Below are 15807 nucleotides of genomic sequence, written 5' to 3'. Positions count from 1 at the left end.
AGCACGGCAAGGGGCTCCCCCTGTGCGGTCCCTGTCGACGGGACGAGGGAGCAGGGGGCACCCGGAAGTGGCCCCGGGTCCGCTATGTGGACGCCCCCTGCACTCCGCCAGGAGCCATGTGCCATACTCCTGACCAGGTCACGAGTGACAGCGAATACGGCCCCGGCCCGCTGTCCGGCAACCCTCCGTCCGTGGCGGGGTGCCCCGGGTGATGACCAGGCCGTAGGACAACAAGGTCCGCGGCAAGCGCGGATCCCTCGTGCCAGGGGTCCTGGTCTACCGAGGGAGTTCCCCGTGAGCAAGCGAATGCGATAGGGCCGCAGGCCCCTCTCCGGCACGTCTTCACGTCGTCACGCCTTTCTCTCACCACGCGGAGTTCCGTCATGCCGTTCGCCACCCCTTTTGCTCCTGTTTCCGCTGATTCCTCCACGATTGCGTCCGCCGACTCCTGTACGGTCCTGCCGGTCCTCGGCCGCGACGTCACCGTCCCGCTCGTCACCGGCGGCGAGGTCACCTACGCCGCGCTCGACCACGCCGCCAGCGCCCCCGCGCTCCAGCGGGTCTGGGACGACATCGCCGCGTACGCGCCGTACTACGGCAGCGTCCACCGGGGCGCCGGGTACCTCTCGCAGCTCTCCACCGACCTGTTCGAGCAGAGCAGGCAGGCCGTCGCCGAGTTCCTGGGATGCCGGGAGGGCGACCAGGTCGTCTTCACCCGCGCCACCACGGATTCGCTGAACCTCCTCGCCTCCGCCCTCCCCGCCGGGACCCGGGTGTTCGTGTTCGAGACCGAGCATCACGCCTCGCTGCTGCCGTGGCGCGGCCACGACGTGACGTACCTCGACGCGCCCCGCTCGCCCGAACAGGCCGTCGCCACGCTGGAGGAGGCGCTGCACGCCGCGCCCGCCGGGCCCAAGCTCGTCTGCGTGACCGGCGCCTCCAACGTCACCGGCGAGATCTGGCCCGTCCGCGAACTCACCGCCGCCGCGCACCGGCACGGCGCCCGCCTCGTCCTCGACGCGGCGCAGCTCGCCCCGCACCGGCCGGTGGACGTGAGCGAACTCGACGTGGACTGGGTCGCCTTCTCCGGGCACAAGCTGTACGCGCCGTTCGGCGCCGGAGTGCTGGCCGGACGCGCCGACTGGCTGCTCGCCGCCGAGCCGTACCTCGCGGGCGGCGGCGCCAGCCGTACGGTCGCGCGGCGCGAGGACGGCGGCGTCGACGTCGAGTGGCACGAGAACGCGGCGCGGCACGAGGCCGGTTCGCCGAACGTCATCGGCGCCTACGCCATCGCCTCCGCCTGCCGCGCCCTGCGGGCCGCGGGCTTCGAAGGGCTCGTGGCCCGCGAGGAGACGCTGCTGGCCCGGCTGCGGGCCGGTCTCGCCGAGGTCCCGGAGGTCAAGGTGCTCTCCCTGTTCGGGGACGACGCCGAGCGGGTCGGCGTGCTCTCGTTCGTCGTCGAGGGCTGGAACAGCTCCCACTTCGCCGCGGCGCTCTCCGCCGAGTACGGCATCGGCGTACGGGACGGCCTCTTCTGCGCCCACCCGCTGCTGCGCACGCTGCTGGGGGCGGAGTCGGGTGCCGCCGGCGAGTGCGGGTCCCCTGACGTGGGGTCCGGTGACGTCTCCCTCAACGCGATCCGCGTGAGCTTTGGGGTGGGGACGCCGGATGAGCACGTCTCCCGCTTTGTCGCGGCGGTACGGTCGCTTGTCCGCGACGGCGCGAAGTGGTCCTACCGGACCGAGGCCGGCCGTTGCGTCCCGGCTCCCGCCGCTGCGGAGTAGAGCCTGCCCCTTGGCCGCCGCTGCCGGGTGCCGGTTCGCTGTGCTCGCTCGCGCAGTTCCCCGCGCCCCTGACGGGGCACGTCCTGCCCCTTCGCCGTCGTTGCCGAGTGCGGATTCGCTGTGCTCGCTCGCGCAGTTCCCCGCGCCCCTTCGGGGCGCATCTGCGGACGCGCGCCGCTTCGAAGCCAGCGAAGCGCCCGCGAGAGGCGCAGACGGAGGGGCCCGCGCCCCTGACGGGGCACTCCTGCCAGGGCGCTCCGAAGGTGCCGCTAAGGGGCGCGGGGAACTGCGCGCTCAGCCACGGCGCGTTCGCACCCGGCGATGGTGGATTCGGGGCAGTCACGGGGTCCGTACCCCCGTAGGGGTCGCCGTCGTGAGCAGGGGGACGGGGCGGAGACGGGTACCGAGCAGGACCATACGGACGGCGTGCTCCGTCGCATCGGCGAGGTATTCGCGGGCATGGAGCAACGCCTCGGCCAGCCCCACAGGGGCGGGGAGGATGGAGCGGTAGGCGTCGACGCCGGCGGCGCGTACCTCCTCGGCGCCCACCCCCAGCGTTCCGGCGAGGGCCAGCACAGGCCGGTCGAACACCTTCGCACGCCGGGCGACCTCGGAGGGGATCTTGCCCCGCACGGTCTGCTGGTCGAGCGCGCCCTCCGCCGTGATCACGAGGTCGGCGCGGCCCAGCCGCGCGTCCAGGTCGAGCCGGTCGAGCAGCACGTCGAAGCGGGGCAGCAGCCGCGCGCCCAGCGCCGCGAGACCGGCACCGAGTCCGCCGGAGGCGCCCGTACCCGGCGCGGAGCGGAGATCGACGTCCGCGCCCACGTCCCGTACGAGGACGTCCGCCCACCGCTCCAGCCCGTACGAGAGCTGCTCGACCTGAGCGGGCGTGGCCCCCTTCTGGGGGCCGAAGACCCGGGCGACGCCCCGCTCCCCGCACAGCACGTTGAACGGGTTGCAGGCCACGAGCAGTTCGGTGTCCTTCAGACGGGGGTCGAGGCCGCTCGTGTCGACGCGGTCGAGGAGGGGCAGCGCGTGGCCGCCGCGCGGGAGTTCGGCGCCGTCGGCGTCGAGCAGCCGCGCGCCGAGGGCCTGGAGCGCACCGGCCCCGCCGTCCGAGGTGCCGGAGTCGCCGCAGCCGACGAGGACGCGCCGGGCACCCGCGTCGAGCGCGGAGCGGATCAGTTCGCCGACGCCGTACGTCGTCGTCAGGCCCGGGTCGCGGCGGCCCGGGGGGACCAGCGACAGGCCCGCGACGGCGGCCATCTCGACGAGCGCCGTCGGCACGGCGGGCACGGTGGCGCCCAGCATCGCGAAGTGGCCGCGCACCGGGTCCCCGACGGGGCCCGTGACCGTACGGCGCAGCAGCTCGCCGCCCGTCGCGGCGGCGAGGGCCTCCGCCGTGCCCTCGCCGCCGTCGACGAGGGGGATCAGGTCGACGGAGGCGTCGGGCGCGGCGCGCCGTACGCCCTCGGCGATGGCCTCGGCGGCGTCGCGCGCGGAGAGCGACTCCTTGAAGCCGGAGGGCGCCACAGCGATGTGCAGGGGGTTGCGGAGGGGGTTGCGGAGGGTGTTCATCTGTCAGCTCCCAAAGGGTCGTTCGGCGCCGGGATCAGCGCACGGAGACGCCGAGCAGCGGCCACACCGCGACGGCGAAGAGCAGCACCAGCGCGGCGGTGAGCGGCGCGAGCACGGCGGAGAGGCGCAGGAGGTCGCGCGGGGTGTAGGTGGGGGTGTCCGGGATGTCGGCGAAGAGCGCGACGGGCTTCGCGGAGGCGGGCAGCGTGTGGCAGAACCCGGCCGCGGCGGTCGAGGCGAGCGCCGCCGAGACCGGGTTGACGCCCGCGCCCGCCGCCGCGGCCACCACCAGCGGCACGAGCACGCTGGAGCGCGCGGAGCGCGACTGGAGCAGCAGGTGCGCGCCCGTACTGAGCAGGACGACGGCCGCGAGGAACGCCCACGGCGGTACGGCCTCCCCGCCCGGCAAGCCGCTCACCAGCCACTTCGCGGCGCCCGAGGCGGACAGGGCCACGCCCATCGCCATCGTCGCCGCCATGAACAGCAGCAGCGACCACGGCACGGTCTTCAGCGCGTCCTTGAGCCCGACCGTGCCGAGCGCGGGGGAGGCGGCGACGACCGCGCCGATCAGCGCGACGAGCGCGGGGGACACCCCGTGCACCGGCTCGCTGCACCACAGCGCGACGACCGTGCACAGCAGCAGCGCGGCCCGCGCCTCCGGCTGCGACAGCGGCCCGGTGACCGTCGACTCCGAGTGGTGCTGGATGTCCTCGATCGTGATCCGTACGGGGCCGCGGCGGTCCTCGCGCCGCGTCGTCGTCAGCAGCACGGCCTCCGCCGCCAGATGGGACGAGGCCACCGCGAGCGGCAGCCCGAGCAGCAGCCACTGCGCGAAGCCGACGTGCTCGCCCGCCGACTCCCACAGCACGCTCACCGTGATCAGATGCGCGCCCGCGCCGATGAGCGTGGCCACGGCGGAGAGCAGGATCACGGTCGGGAAGAGCAGCGCCAGCATCACGACGAGCCGTCTGCGGTCCCGCAGCACCCGGGCCAGCGCGAGGAAGACGGGCAGCGCGAGCGCGGCCCGCCCCGACGTCGCGGGGATCGCGAACGCCGTGACGACCAGCGCCGCCGTCGTCAGATGCGTGAGCTGCCGTACGGAACGGGCGCCGCTCACCAGGAACGCGGCGGCCCGTGCCGCGAGCCCCGTACGGGACACGGCGGCGGCGAGCACGAACGCGCAGATCAGCAGCCACACGGTCTCGTCGCCGAGCGTCCCGAAGAGGGTCTCCGAACTGATCACCCCGGTCGCCGCGAGGGCGAGGCCCGCGCCGAGCGCGATGTACGTGTCGTCGATCGGCGTCCCGATCCACGCGCAGGTCGCCACCGCGAACACGGCGAGCGTCACCCGCGCGTCCCCACCGAGCCCTTGGAAATTGCCGGGCACGGCGAGCGCGGCGCATACGCTCAGCGCGACGACCAGGGGTACGGCTTGCCGGAGACTCAATGTCATGCGAACGAGTCTTCGGCTCCGCCGTGAGCCGTGAATGAGCCCTTTATGAAGGAGGTTTCATCACCGAGCAGAGTCTGCCCCGAATGCCGCGTCGCGGACGGGGCGCACAGCATGTCGACCTAAGGGGCGCGGGGAACTGCGCGACAAGCCACGGCGCAGCCGCGGTCTGCAATGCACCGGTCGGGGCAGCCCCTGCCCAGTCAGCCGGAAGTCACGGCAGGCGGTAGCCCATACCCCGTACTGTCTCCACGCAGGCCGCGCCCAATTTCTTGCGCAAGGCACGCACGTAGACGTCGACGATGTTCGACCCGGGGTCGAAGTCGTATCCCCACACATGGGAGAGGATCTGCTCGCGGGAGAGCACCTGCCCCGGATGCCGCAGGAACAGCTCAAGCAGGACGAATTCGCGGGCCGTCAGATCGACCGTACGGTCATCGGCCCGCGCCCGCCGCGTGCGGAGGTCCAAGGAGACGGCGCCACTCCGCAGCACGGTGACCTCGGGCGTACGGGCGGCGGTGCGGAGCCGCAACCGCACCCTGGCCAGCAGTTCCTCGAAGCGGAACGGCTTCGTCATCCAGTCGTCGGCGCCGCCCTCCAGGCCCGCGACCGTGTCCCGCACGGAGTCCCGCGCGGTCAGCACGATCACCGGCACGGTGACGCGCGCCTCGCGCAGCTCCCGCAGCACCGTGAAGCCGTCGCGGCCCGGGAGTCCGATGTCGAGGATGACGAGGTCGAAGCCGCCCGTGCAGGCGTAGTCGAACGCGGTCTCGCCGTCCGCCGCGACCGTCGTGGTGAAGCCGCTGGCGCGCAGCCCCTTCTCCACGAACGCCGCGATCCGTTCCTCGTCCTCGACGATCAGGATCCGCGTCATGCCCGGTCCTCCACTTCTTCTTCCTCTTCCTCGGCCGCGCTGTCCGGGGCGCTGTCGGGCAGCACCAGGACGAAGGTCGCGCCGCCGCCCTCCGTCGGGCGCAGCTCGACCCGTCCGGGGCCGGGGTGGCCCTCGGCGATGGCCTTGACGATGGACAGGCCCAGTCCGGCGCCGCTGCCGCGCGTGCCGCGCCGCGTCGTGCCCCGCCGGAACCTCTCGAAGATCAGCTCGCTGTCCTCGGCGCGTACGCCGGGCCCGCTGTCCGCCACGTACAGCTCCACCGCGCGCTCCTCCGGGAGACGGCGGGAGCCGATACGGACCCGGGCGCCAGGCGCTGTGTGCTGCACCGCGTTCTGGGCGAGCTGCACCATCGCCTGCGTGACGCGCTGCGGGTCGGCCAGCACGGTGCCCTCGGCGACGCCGTCGAGCTGCCAGTCGCGCTCGCCCAGGGTGCGGGCCTTCACGAAGACGTCGGCGGTCAGTTCGGCCAGCTGTACGGGTTCGGGCGTGACGAAGTCGGGGCGTTCGGCCTTGGCGAGGAGGAGCAGGTCCTCGACGATGCGGCTCATCCGGTCCAGCTCGTCGGTGACGACCCGCACCGTCTCCTCGCGGTCCTCCGGCTCGTCGCCCATCAGTTCCAGATGGCCCCGGACGATGGTGATCGGGGTGCGCAGCTCGTGCCCGGCGTCGTCCACGAACTGCCGCTGGGCCGCGAAGGCCCGCTCCAGCCGGTCCAGCATCGCGTTGAACGTCTCGGCCAGCGCCGAGATGTCGTCCCGCCCCTGCACGGGGATGCGCCGCGTGAGGTCCTGCTCGGTGAGCTGCGCCGCCGTGGTCCGCACCAGCCGTACGGGCGCGAGGATGCGCCCGGCGACGGCCCAGCCGATGCCGCAGGTCAGCAGCAGCGCGACGCCGGATATCGCGAGGAGGATGCGGAACACCTCGTCGGGCCCGGCCTGTTCCCGGTCGGCGTGGAAGGCGACGACGAACGTGCCCGCCTCCGTACGGTCGCCGGGCTCGATCGTCACGCGCGACCAGCGGATCTCGCCCTCGGGCCGCTCCAGGGTGCCCGAGCGGGCCTCGCCCTCGGTGATGCGGCGCAGCGCGTCCTTGTCCTTGTGCAGCGGCAGCGTCGAGGGGATGTCGCGGCGCTGCCGGATCACGCTGCCGCTGTCGACGACGCCGAGCAGCTCCTCGTCGGGGTCGGAGTACTGCCGTTCCAGGAAGACGTGCAGCAGGCGGCGGGCCGTGGTGAAGGGGCGCCCGGTCTCGGGGTCCCTGCCGCGCTCCACGAAGTTCGCGAACTCGCCGGTCTCCTGGGCCAGCAGCCGGGAGATCCGGTGGTCGACGTCGCGGGCGAGGATCGAGCGGGTGGTCGTGGCGACGGCGGTGAGCGCCACCGTCATCACCACGAGCAGCCACAGCAGGATCCGGACACGCGCCGATATCCGGGGCAGGGAACGGGACGTACGGTCCGCGCGGTCAGCCGTCGTCACCGGGTCCGTCGTCGTCCTTCTCACCCTTGTCGTCGCTGTCGTCGTTTCCGTCGTCGTCGGTCGCGGGCGGCTGCGAGACGGTCTCGTCGCCGGAGGGCGCGGGTTCCGAGGACTTCGGGGACTTCGAGGGAGACCCCGAGGGCGAGCCCGAGGGGTCGGGGCTCCCGGACTCCAGCTCGACCTTCGCGGGCGGCTCCGGCGTATCGGGGCTGTCGGTGAGCGCGTAACTGGTGACGGCGATGCCCAGCGGAATCGCCACCACGGCCGCGAGAGTCGCTATGCGGTGGGAGAAGGCCATACGGGAAAGGCTCCCCGGAGGACCCTTCCCGCCCGATGAACGCCGGATGAGGGAATCTTCATCTCAGGAGTCTCAGGAGTCCAGGCCGATGCTGAAGGCCGTCTCCAGGTCGTGCTGCGAGTAGGTGCGGAACGCGATGTGCGTCTCCGTCGACTCCACGCCCGGCACCTTGCTGATGCGGCCGGGGATGACGTCCGCGAGGTCGTCGTGGCGCGCCACGCGGACCATCGCGATCAGATCGTGCGCACCGGTGACGGAGTAGACCTCGCTGACGCCCTCCAGCGCGGCGATCTGCTCGGCGATCTCCGGAATGCGGTCGGTGCTGCTCTTGATGAGCACGATCGAAGTGATCACGGCGGGCTCTCTCCCTCGGACACGGGCGCTGGCGATGGCCCGGTCACTGTAGCTCGGCGGAACCGGAACCACGCATAGAGGAAGCCCAGCGTGAAACCGACCACGTGGGCGAGGTAGGCGACCCCCGGCCCGTCGGTGTCCTGGCGCACCGCGAGCCACTGGAGCGTCAGCCAGAAGAGCAGCACGATCCACGCGGGGAAGCGCAGCGGCAGAAAGAAGAGGAACGGGAAGACGCTGGTCACCCGCGTACGGGGAAAGAGGTAGAGGAAGGCACCGAGGACCCCGGAGATCGCCCCCGAGGCCCCGACGAGGGTCTCGGCCGACTCCGGGTGCGAGGCGGCGTAGCAGAGCATCGCGACGTAGCCGACGCAGAGGTAGAAGAGGACGAAGCGCGCCGGGCCCAGGCGCTGCTCGACCAGCCCGCCGAAGACGAAGAGGAAGAGCAGATTGCCGAGCAGATGCAGCCAGTTTCCGTGCAGGAAGAGCGCGGTGAGCGGCGCGAACAGGGGCCGGACGGCGCCGCTGAGCAGGGTGCGCGGCACCACGCCCCAGCGGTTGAAGTACGCGGACTGCGCCTCGCGGAGCGCCTCACCCGTGCCGTACGAGGGCGAGAAGCCCGAGGCGGGACCGATGAGGAAGATCAGGCAACAGGAGCCGATGAGGGTATACGTCATCACGGAGCGTGGCGCTCCGGGCGCGCGAGCGGTGCCGTCCATGCGCGGATGATGACGGCTCGACTACGGCGCGTCCGCCGCGACACACGCGGCGGGCGGCAGGCCGTAGGGTTGACGCCCGGCAGTGCAGGACTCTCCCCGGGTTCTCCGAGCTCCCCCGGCTTCCCGGGCTCCCAAGGAAAGAGGACGAGACATGGCGGTCCCCACCCCCACGGCAGAGACCCGCTGGCGCTGCACGCTCTGCGGCAATCTGACGCGGTTCGACGTGACGCGCTCCAGCAAGGTGGTGGAGTACGTCCATCTGGACCTGGCCGGGGAGCCGAAGGTCGAGGAGCGGGAGGTCCTCAGTGAGAGCATCGAGTCGGTGCGCTGCCGCTGGTGCAACGCGGTGGACGAGGTCGAGCTGGTCGACCGCCCTGGCGCAGAGGTCTGAGGAACGGCGGGTGTGACCGGTGGTGGAACGGACGGGCGACGAGCCGGACGCCGGAGGCGTCGGCGAGGGCGTTCCCGACGTCCCCGACGGCCCTGACGCGCCGGGCGCTCCGGAAGCGGAATCGGCGGCTGAACCGGCGGCCGAACCGGCGGCCGAGCCGGGCACGGACGGCGCCCCCGCCGAGCCCGAGGCGCTGGACCGGCCCCTGCCCGAGAAGGTGCGCCGCCGCGTCGTCGCCCTCACCGGCGACGCGCTCGGCGGTCTGACCGTCGCCGAACTGCCCGCGCCCCTGCGCCAGTACGCCCGCTTCACCCCGCAGCGCCGCACCAAGTTCGGCGGCAACGCGATGGCCGCCGAGCTGGAGACCGACGCCGTCTTCCGGCAGCGCATCGCCGCGCAGTTCCGCGAGCGGTTCCCCGAGCTGGCCGGGGCGCTGGAGGAGTCCAGCCCGCCGCCCGCCGCCGACCCCGTGGACGTCGCGGCGCTCGCCTACGTGCTGCGGCCCGCCGGCTGGTCCAAGCTCGTCGCCGCCGCCGGTGAGGAGGCCCAGCGCGCCCAGGCCGAGCGCGCGGGCGAGGAGGCCCAGCGCGAACTGGCCCGGCTCCGTGAGGAGCTGACCCACGCCAGGGCCGCCGCGCGCGCCGACTCGGAGGCGACGCGCGCCGAGCTGGAGTCCGCCCGCAGAGAGCTGGACTCCACCCACCGCAAGCTGCGCAGCGCCCAGAGCGACGTACGGCGCGGCGAGGCGGAGGTCCGCAAGATCCGTGCCGAGCTGGAGGCCGTACGGCAGGCGGCGAGCACCGAGAAGGCCACGGCCGACGGCGAGGTGCGGCGGCTCAAGTCCCGGCTCGCCGAGGCCGAGTCCGCGCTGGAGTCCGGGCGGCGCGCGGCCCGCGAGGGACGCAGCGTCGAGGACATGCGGGTACGGCTGCTGCTCGACACCGTCCTGGACGCCGCGCAGGGGCTCCGCCGCGAGCTGGCCCTGCCCCCGGCGGCGACCCGCCCCGCCGATACGGTCGAAGCGGTCGAACCCGGACGGATGACCCCCAAGGACGTGGCCGCCAGGGCCCTTTCGGAGACGGACCCGGCGCTCCTCGACCAGCTCCTCGCCCTGCCCCAGGCCCACCTCGTCGTCGACGGCTACAACGTCACCAAGACCGGCTATCCCGCGCTCCCGCTGGAGAAGCAGCGGCTGCGGCTGCTGGGCGGACTCGCGATCCTCGCGGCCCAGTCGGGCGCGGAGGTCACCTGCGTCTTCGACGGCGCGGAGCTGTTGGCGCCGGTGCTGCTGGCTCCGCCTCGTGGTGTCCGTGTCCTCTTCTCGAAGCCCGGTCAGACGGCGGATGAGCTGATCCGGCGCCTGGTCCGTGCCGAACCGCCGGGCCGGCCCGTGGTGGTCGTCTCCTCGGACCGTGAGGTCGCCGACGGGTGCGCCGCCGCCGGGGCCCGGCCGGTCGCCTCTTCCCTGCTCTTGAATCGCCTGTCCCGGACGTAGGACGCCCACTGATCTGCCCCGCCTTGCCGTCGCGCGGCTGCGCCTTTCGCGTCAATTGCTCGCGCAGTTCCCCGCGCCCCTGAAGCAGCCCCTTCGGGGCGCTTCACGGGGCGCTCCGGACGCGCCCCGTCAGGGGCGCGGGGAACTGCGCGAGCGAGCACGACGCGGTCGCAGTCGCGCGACGGCAGTCGGGGCACCCCGGGAGGCGCCGGAGAAGGACGGTGCGTGACTGGTGCGTTGCGCCCCGTGTGGCGCAGGTAAAAGATTGCGCTTGCCGACGCCCTATTTCTCAGAGTGATTTGATCCTACGAGTCACCCATGGCTAGTGTCTGGCCCGAACCTTCGCGCGGTTGATCACCCATCCGGGGTGACCGCGGAGGACCGCCAAGTGTGAGCCGGAGTGACCTCCCGGCAGGCGGCTGAGGAGAAGGAGCTCGCCTCCAGTGGCGTCCCACCGTCGTCCCAAGCAGCCGGGCCGCGCTCGTGTCGGCGTGTTCACCCTGACCGCCGCAGCCGCAGTAGCCCTCACCTCCCAGGCGGCCCACGCCGATCCGCAGACGTCCAAGAAGGACGTCAAGGAGAAGGTCGACAAGCTCTACGAGGACGCGGAAGGCGCCACCGAGAAGTACAACGGCGCCAAGGAGAAGCAGAAGAAGCTCCAGAAGCAGGTCGAGAACCTGCAGGGGAGCGTGGCCCGTGGTCAGGGCCAGCTCAACAAGATGCGCGACAACCTCGGTTCGATGGCCACCGCGCAGTACCGCTCGGGCGGCATCGACCCGTCCGTGCAGCTCTTCCTCTCCTCCGACCCGGACAACTACCTGGACCGGGCCTCGGCCATGGACCAGCTCAGCGGCAAGCAGGCCGCCGCCCTCAAGAAGGTCCAGACGAAGCAGCGTTCCCTCGCGCAGCAGCGCAAGGAAGCCGCCGACAAGCTGAAGGACCTCGCCGAGACCCGCAAGGAGCTCGGCAGCAAGAAGAAGAGCATCCAGGGCAAGCTCTCCAAGGCGCAGGGGCTCCTCAACTCCCTCAGCGCGAAGGAGCGCGAGCGCCTCCAGCAGAAGCAGGAGCGCGCCGACCGCGACTCCCAGAAGCGCGCCGAACTGCCGAACGACGACGCTCCGTCCGGCAAGCCCGGCTCGGGCCGCGCGGCAGCCGCCTTCGCCGCCGCCAAGACCAAGATCGGCACCCCGTACGTCTGGGGCGCCACAGGGCCCAGCTCCTTCGACTGCTCGGGCCTCACCTCGTGGGCGTACAAGCAGGCGGGCGTCTCCCTGCCGCGCATCTCCCAGGCCCAGGCCAACGCGGGCACCCGGATCTCCAGCCAGAGCCAACTCAAGGTCGGCGACCTGGTCTTCTTCTACGACGACCTGCACCACGTGGGCTTCTACGCGGGCAACGGCCAGATCCTGCACGCCCCGAAGCCGGGCGCGAACGTCCGCTTCGAGTCGATCAACAACATGCCGTTCATGTTCGGCGCACGCGTCGGCTGATCGACGACCGGGCCCCGGCCGATCAACCGCCGGTCCTACGATCGTTAAACGTCGTTCCTCCGGGTGAATCCGGTGGGGCCGGGGTGACCCGCGTACCCCGCCGGTGACCTGCACCGTCACCGTGCCGGGCGCGGCACATGCGGATTCTCTTGCGAGTCACGGTCCTTGGAGCGCCGTGACGGCGCGGCTACATTCTGCGGGCGCAGTTCGCCTCGCGGAAGGAGCGCGTCCCCCAGTGGCATCGCACCGGTCCCCTCGCCGTCCCTCGTCGCCGGTCCACGGCTGGCCCGCCCGGGTCACCGTGCTGTCAGCGGCGGCGGCCTCGGCCGCCGCGCTCGCGCCCAGCGCGAGCGCCCGGCCCGCCGACGACCCGGCCCGCCCCTCGGCGGCCACGGTCAACTCCCGCATCGACCGCCTCTACGAGCAGGCGGAAGGCGCCACGGAGAAGTACAACGCGACGGCGGAGAGCGCGGGCAAGCTCCGCGACCAGGTCGAGACCGTGCAGGACCGCGTGGCCCGCGGCCAGGCGAAGGTCAACCGGCTGCGGGGCGAGCTGGGAGGGCTCGCCGGGGAGCAGTACCGCTCGGGCGGCATCTCCCCGTCCGTCGCGCTGCTGCTCACCGCCGACCCGGACAGCTATCTCGACAAGGCGTCCGCGCTCGACCGCGTCAGCAGCCGTCAGTCGCTCCAGCTCCGCCAGCTCCAGGCCGCGCAGCGCGAGCTGAAGCAGCAGCGCTCGGAGGCGTCCGGCAAGCTCGCCGGCCTCGAACAGCACACGCGGGCCCTGAAGAAGCAGAAGCGGAACGTGCAGCGGAAGCTCGGCTCGGCCCGGCGCCTGCTCCATGAGCTGACGCCCAAGCAGCGCGCCGAGCGCGAGCGCGCCTCGCGTGACGGCAGCCGGGGGCAGAACAGCGACACCCCGGACCTCGGCAACGCGCCGGCGTCCTCGGGCCGCGCCGCCGCCGCCGTGGCCGCCGCCAAGTCCGCGGTCGGGAAGCCCTACGTGTGGGGAGCCGCCGGGCCCAGCTCCTTCGACTGCTCCGGGCTGACGATGTGGGCGTACGGGAAGGCGGGCACCTCCATCCCGCGCACCTCGCAGGGCCAGCGGGGCGCGGGCAAGCAGGTGCCGCTCTCCCAGGCCCGCCCCGGCGACCTGGTGGTCTACCGGGACGACGCGAGCCATGTCGGGATGTATGTGGGCAACGGCCAGGTCGTGCACGCCCCGCACCCCGGAGCCCCGGTGCGGTACGACCCGGTGGGCATGATGCCCGTCTCCTCGGTGACGAGGCCCTGACCAGCCGCCCGTCGCACGTACGATCGCGGGTGTGACGGGTCGGAGGAGCGGACGGCGGGCGGCGGGCGCGCTGCTCGCGCTCGCGCTGCTGGCGGGGACGGTCTCCTGCGGTGACGGCGGCCGGGGGAGCCCCGCACCCGGCGCCGCGTTCCAGCGGGTGCTCGACCGGCAGGCGGCGGCCGTGCGGGACGGTGACGAGGGCGCGTATCTCGCGACCGTCGACCCCGGCGCCCGCGACCGCCGTCGCCAGGTGTTCCGGAACCTGCGCCGACTGCCGCTCGCCACATGGACGTACGACGTCACCGGGGTGACCGGCACGACCGTCGAGGCCCGGCTGCGCTACCGCTTCAAGGGGTACGACCGGGCGACCACCTCCGCCGTGGAGAAGCTGACGTTCGCGCGGCGGCACGGCGTGTGGCGGGTCGAGGGCGAGGCGCCGGGCAGCGCCCGCCAGCTCTGGGAGCAGGGCGGGATGAGCGTGGTGCGCGGCGAGCACAGCCTCGTGCTCGGCGTCGGCCGCGAGCGCTCCGAGCTGCGCCGTCTCGCGCGCACCGCCGACGAGGCCGTCCCCGCCGTGCTGCGCCACTGGCCGCGCGCCTGGTCGCGCAGGCTCGTGCTGGAGGTGCCGTCCTCGGTGAAGGGCCTGGCCCGGCTGCTGGGCGAGTCCCCCTCCGCGTACGCGGGCATCGCGGCCGTCACCACGGGCGAGGCCAGCGGCAAGGGCGAGCCGGACGCGCCCTCGGACCGCGTCCTGATCAACCCCGAGGCGTACGGGGAGCTGAGCGCGGAGGGGCGGCAGATCGTCACGACGCACGAGGCCGTGCACGTCGCCACCCGGCGCCAGACCACCCCCGCGACCCCGATGTGGCTCTCCGAGGGCATCGCCGACTGGGCCGCTTACCGCGACGCGGGGCAGGGGCCGCGGCAGGCCGCGCCGGAGCTGGCCGGATCCGGCGCGCCGCCCCGCGCGCTGCCCACGGACGCCGACTTCCGCTTCGGCTCGGGCTCCGACCGGCTCTCCCGGGCCTACGAGGGGAGCTGGCTCGCCTGCCGCATGATCGCCGAACAGTGGGGCGAGAAGCGGCTGCTGGCGCTCTACGCGCGCGCGGGCAAGGGCGGGGAGAAGGCCGAGCGCGGCGGCGCCGACCGCGCGCTGCGGGCCGTACTGGGGATCGGCGAGGCCGAGTTCACCGCCCGCTGGCGTGCGTACGTCGAGGACGAGCTGGGATGAACGTTCCGCCTCACCAGGTGAGCAGCCGCTCGGGCCGGGAGACCGCGGCGGCTGACTCCCGGGCCTCGGCGGCGCGGCGCTTCGGGCCGGTCACCGTGTCCTGCCACAGCCGGGCGCAGGCCAGCGCCGAGGCCGCCACCAGCAGCCCGTTGCGCGCCGCGAGCAGCACGATGCCGCGCCAGTCGCTGGCGACCACGTGCGTGAACCAGACGGGGAACTCCAGCGCCGTCAGCGCCGTCGCGGCCAGCACCAGGGCCGCCGGGAGCGCCAGCCGGCTCGCGCGCAGCGACAGGCACACGGCCGCGAGCCCCACCAGCCAGATCATGTACTGCGGGCTGAGCACCCGGCTCGTCGTCGTGAAGAGCAGCACAGCGGCGAACGCCGCGTCCGCCGGGGTGCTCGGCGTCCACTCCACCGCCTGGATCCGCCACAGCAGCATCCAGCCGCCCGCGAGCACCGACAGCACCAGCGCCGCGCCGCTGACGACGTCCACATGGGGGCCGAGGAACTCCATCGAGCCGTAGTTCAGCAGCACCTGGCCCTCCCAGCCGAAGTGCCGCGCGACGTGCAGGACCAGCGCGCCCAGCGACTCGATCTCGGTGCCCCTGCCCTCCTGCGCGTGCAGGAAGTCCAGCGCCCCCGGCATCGTCGCCGCGAACCCCGCCGTCAGCAGCGCCGCCACCGCGACCGCCGTCGTCCACGCCGCGCGCGAGGCCCGGCCGCGCGGGGTGCCGAGCAGCAGCAGCGCGGGCCACACCTTCACCATCGCGCCGAGCGAGGCCAGCGCCCCCGCCGTACGGGGGTGGCTGACGGCGGCGACCAGCGCGGCGACGGCGAGGGCCGTCACCATCAGGTCGTAGCGCGCGTACGCCGTCGGCCCCAGCAGCGGCACGCCCACGACCCACACCCACACGCCCGCACGCCGCGCGCCCGTACGGCGGCGGGCGTAGAGCAGCAGCGCGAGCACGGCGGCGTCGGCGGCGCAGGCCAGCACGTAGAACGCCGAGGCGTACCCGAGCAGCCCGAGCCCCGTGAACACGGCGGGGGAGAGGATCACCAGCGCGGCGGCGGGCGGGTACTGCCACGTCACGTCGTCGACGGGGAACGAGCCGCCGCTGAGCGTCTCGAACCAGCCGCGGTAGATCACCGACACGTCGGACGTCACGTCCTGGCCCGGGGTGTCGATCACGTGGAAGACGCACAGCAGAAGCGCGGCGCGTGTGACGGCCCAGGCCGCCAGCGGCCCGCTGACGGTCCCTGTCCTTCGCATGCGGCCCATCATGCCGTCCCTGATCGTGACCTGCCACGAGGAGGGTGACACTCCGCACTGCCGTGCCCAGGGACCCGGTAACGTCG

General features: G+C 73.2%; 14 protein-coding genes and 1 riboswitch. Of the genes, 6 read left to right on the top strand and 8 right to left on the bottom strand.

All coding sequences use genetic code 11. The features are described from left to right. The first annotated feature begins 136 nt into the window (after positions 1-136). Positions 137-255: riboswitch (SAM riboswitch) on the top strand. A 128-nt stretch (positions 256-383) separates the two neighbouring features. Next, positions 384-1784, top strand: coding sequence for an aminotransferase class V-fold PLP-dependent enzyme (locus ACGF3A_RS20195; protein WP_393731576.1), 1401 nt, complete (start codon positions 384-386; stop codon positions 1782-1784). A gap of 339 nt (positions 1785-2123) precedes the next feature. Here ACGF3A_RS20195 and ACGF3A_RS20190 read toward each other — a convergent pair whose 3' ends face one another. The 7 genes from ACGF3A_RS20190 to ACGF3A_RS20160 form a co-directional block, all read right to left on the bottom strand. Further along, positions 2124-3362, bottom strand: a complete 1239-nt coding sequence (locus ACGF3A_RS20190) for a glycerate kinase (protein ID WP_393731575.1) — start codon at positions 3360-3362, stop codon at positions 2124-2126. A 34-nt stretch (positions 3363-3396) separates the two neighbouring features. Continuing rightward, positions 3397-4815, bottom strand: a complete 1419-nt coding sequence (locus tag ACGF3A_RS20185; protein ID WP_393731574.1) for an SLC13 family permease — start codon at positions 4813-4815, stop codon at positions 3397-3399. 211 nt (positions 4816-5026) lie between these two features. Further along, positions 5027-5686, bottom strand: a complete 660-nt coding sequence (locus tag ACGF3A_RS20180) for a response regulator transcription factor (RefSeq protein WP_393731573.1) — start codon at positions 5684-5686, stop codon at positions 5027-5029. Next, the gene (locus ACGF3A_RS20175; protein WP_393731572.1) at positions 5683-7182 is read right to left on the bottom strand and encodes an ATP-binding protein; all 1500 of its coding nucleotides are present in this window, start codon (positions 7180-7182) and stop codon (positions 5683-5685) included. The genes ACGF3A_RS20180 and ACGF3A_RS20175 overlap by 4 nt, the downstream gene beginning before the upstream one ends. Next, the gene (locus ACGF3A_RS20170; protein ID WP_393731571.1) at positions 7169-7480 is read right to left on the bottom strand and encodes a small hydrophilic protein; all 312 of its coding nucleotides are present in this window, start codon (positions 7478-7480) and stop codon (positions 7169-7171) included. The genes ACGF3A_RS20175 and ACGF3A_RS20170 overlap by 14 nt, the downstream gene beginning before the upstream one ends. A 72-nt stretch (positions 7481-7552) precedes the next feature. Beyond that, on the bottom strand, positions 7553-7834 hold the full coding sequence (locus tag ACGF3A_RS20165) for an Lrp/AsnC family transcriptional regulator (RefSeq protein WP_393731570.1): 282 nt from the start codon (positions 7832-7834) through the stop codon (positions 7553-7555). Beyond that, positions 7831-8508 (bottom strand): rhomboid family intramembrane serine protease, encoded by a 678-nt coding sequence (locus ACGF3A_RS20160; protein ID WP_393731569.1) that lies wholly within the window; start codon positions 8506-8508, stop codon positions 7831-7833. The genes ACGF3A_RS20165 and ACGF3A_RS20160 overlap by 4 nt, the downstream gene beginning before the upstream one ends. A 193-nt stretch (positions 8509-8701) precedes the next feature. Here ACGF3A_RS20160 and ACGF3A_RS20155 point away from each other — a divergent pair, with 193 nt between their 5' ends. The 5 genes from ACGF3A_RS20155 (at position 8702) to ACGF3A_RS20135 (ending at position 14451) form a co-directional block, all read left to right on the top strand. Then, on the top strand, positions 8702-8941 hold the full coding sequence (locus tag ACGF3A_RS20155; RefSeq protein ID WP_344529169.1) for a hypothetical protein: 240 nt from the start codon (positions 8702-8704) through the stop codon (positions 8939-8941). A 19-nt stretch (positions 8942-8960) separates the two neighbouring features. Then, the gene (locus tag ACGF3A_RS20150; RefSeq protein WP_393731568.1) at positions 8961-10436 is read left to right on the top strand and encodes an NYN domain-containing protein; all 1476 of its coding nucleotides are present in this window, start codon (positions 8961-8963) and stop codon (positions 10434-10436) included. Between the two features lie 443 nt (positions 10437-10879). Continuing rightward, positions 10880-11926, top strand: a complete 1047-nt coding sequence (locus ACGF3A_RS20145) for a C40 family peptidase (protein ID WP_393731567.1) — start codon at positions 10880-10882, stop codon at positions 11924-11926. A 235-nt stretch (positions 11927-12161) separates the two neighbouring features. Further along, the gene (locus ACGF3A_RS20140) at positions 12162-13220 is read left to right on the top strand and encodes an NlpC/P60 family protein (protein ID WP_393731566.1); all 1059 of its coding nucleotides are present in this window, start codon (positions 12162-12164) and stop codon (positions 13218-13220) included. Positions 13221-13251: 31 nt separating this feature from the next. Continuing rightward, on the top strand, positions 13252-14451 hold the full coding sequence (locus ACGF3A_RS20135; protein WP_393731565.1) for a hypothetical protein: 1200 nt from the start codon (positions 13252-13254) through the stop codon (positions 14449-14451). A gap of 10 nt (positions 14452-14461) precedes the next feature. Here ACGF3A_RS20135 and ACGF3A_RS20130 read toward each other — a convergent pair whose 3' ends face one another. Then, positions 14462-15721, bottom strand: a complete 1260-nt coding sequence (locus ACGF3A_RS20130; RefSeq protein WP_393731564.1) for a glycosyltransferase 87 family protein — start codon at positions 15719-15721, stop codon at positions 14462-14464. Between the last annotated feature and the right edge of the window lie 86 nt (positions 15722-15807).

The sequence above is a fragment of the Streptomyces sp. NPDC048172 genome (assembly GCF_043202595.1).
Taxonomy (GTDB): Bacteria; Actinomycetota; Actinomycetes; order Streptomycetales; family Streptomycetaceae; genus Streptomyces.
The sequence above is the reverse complement of the archived record's forward strand: the minus strand, read 5'-3'. Positions and strand labels throughout refer to the sequence as shown.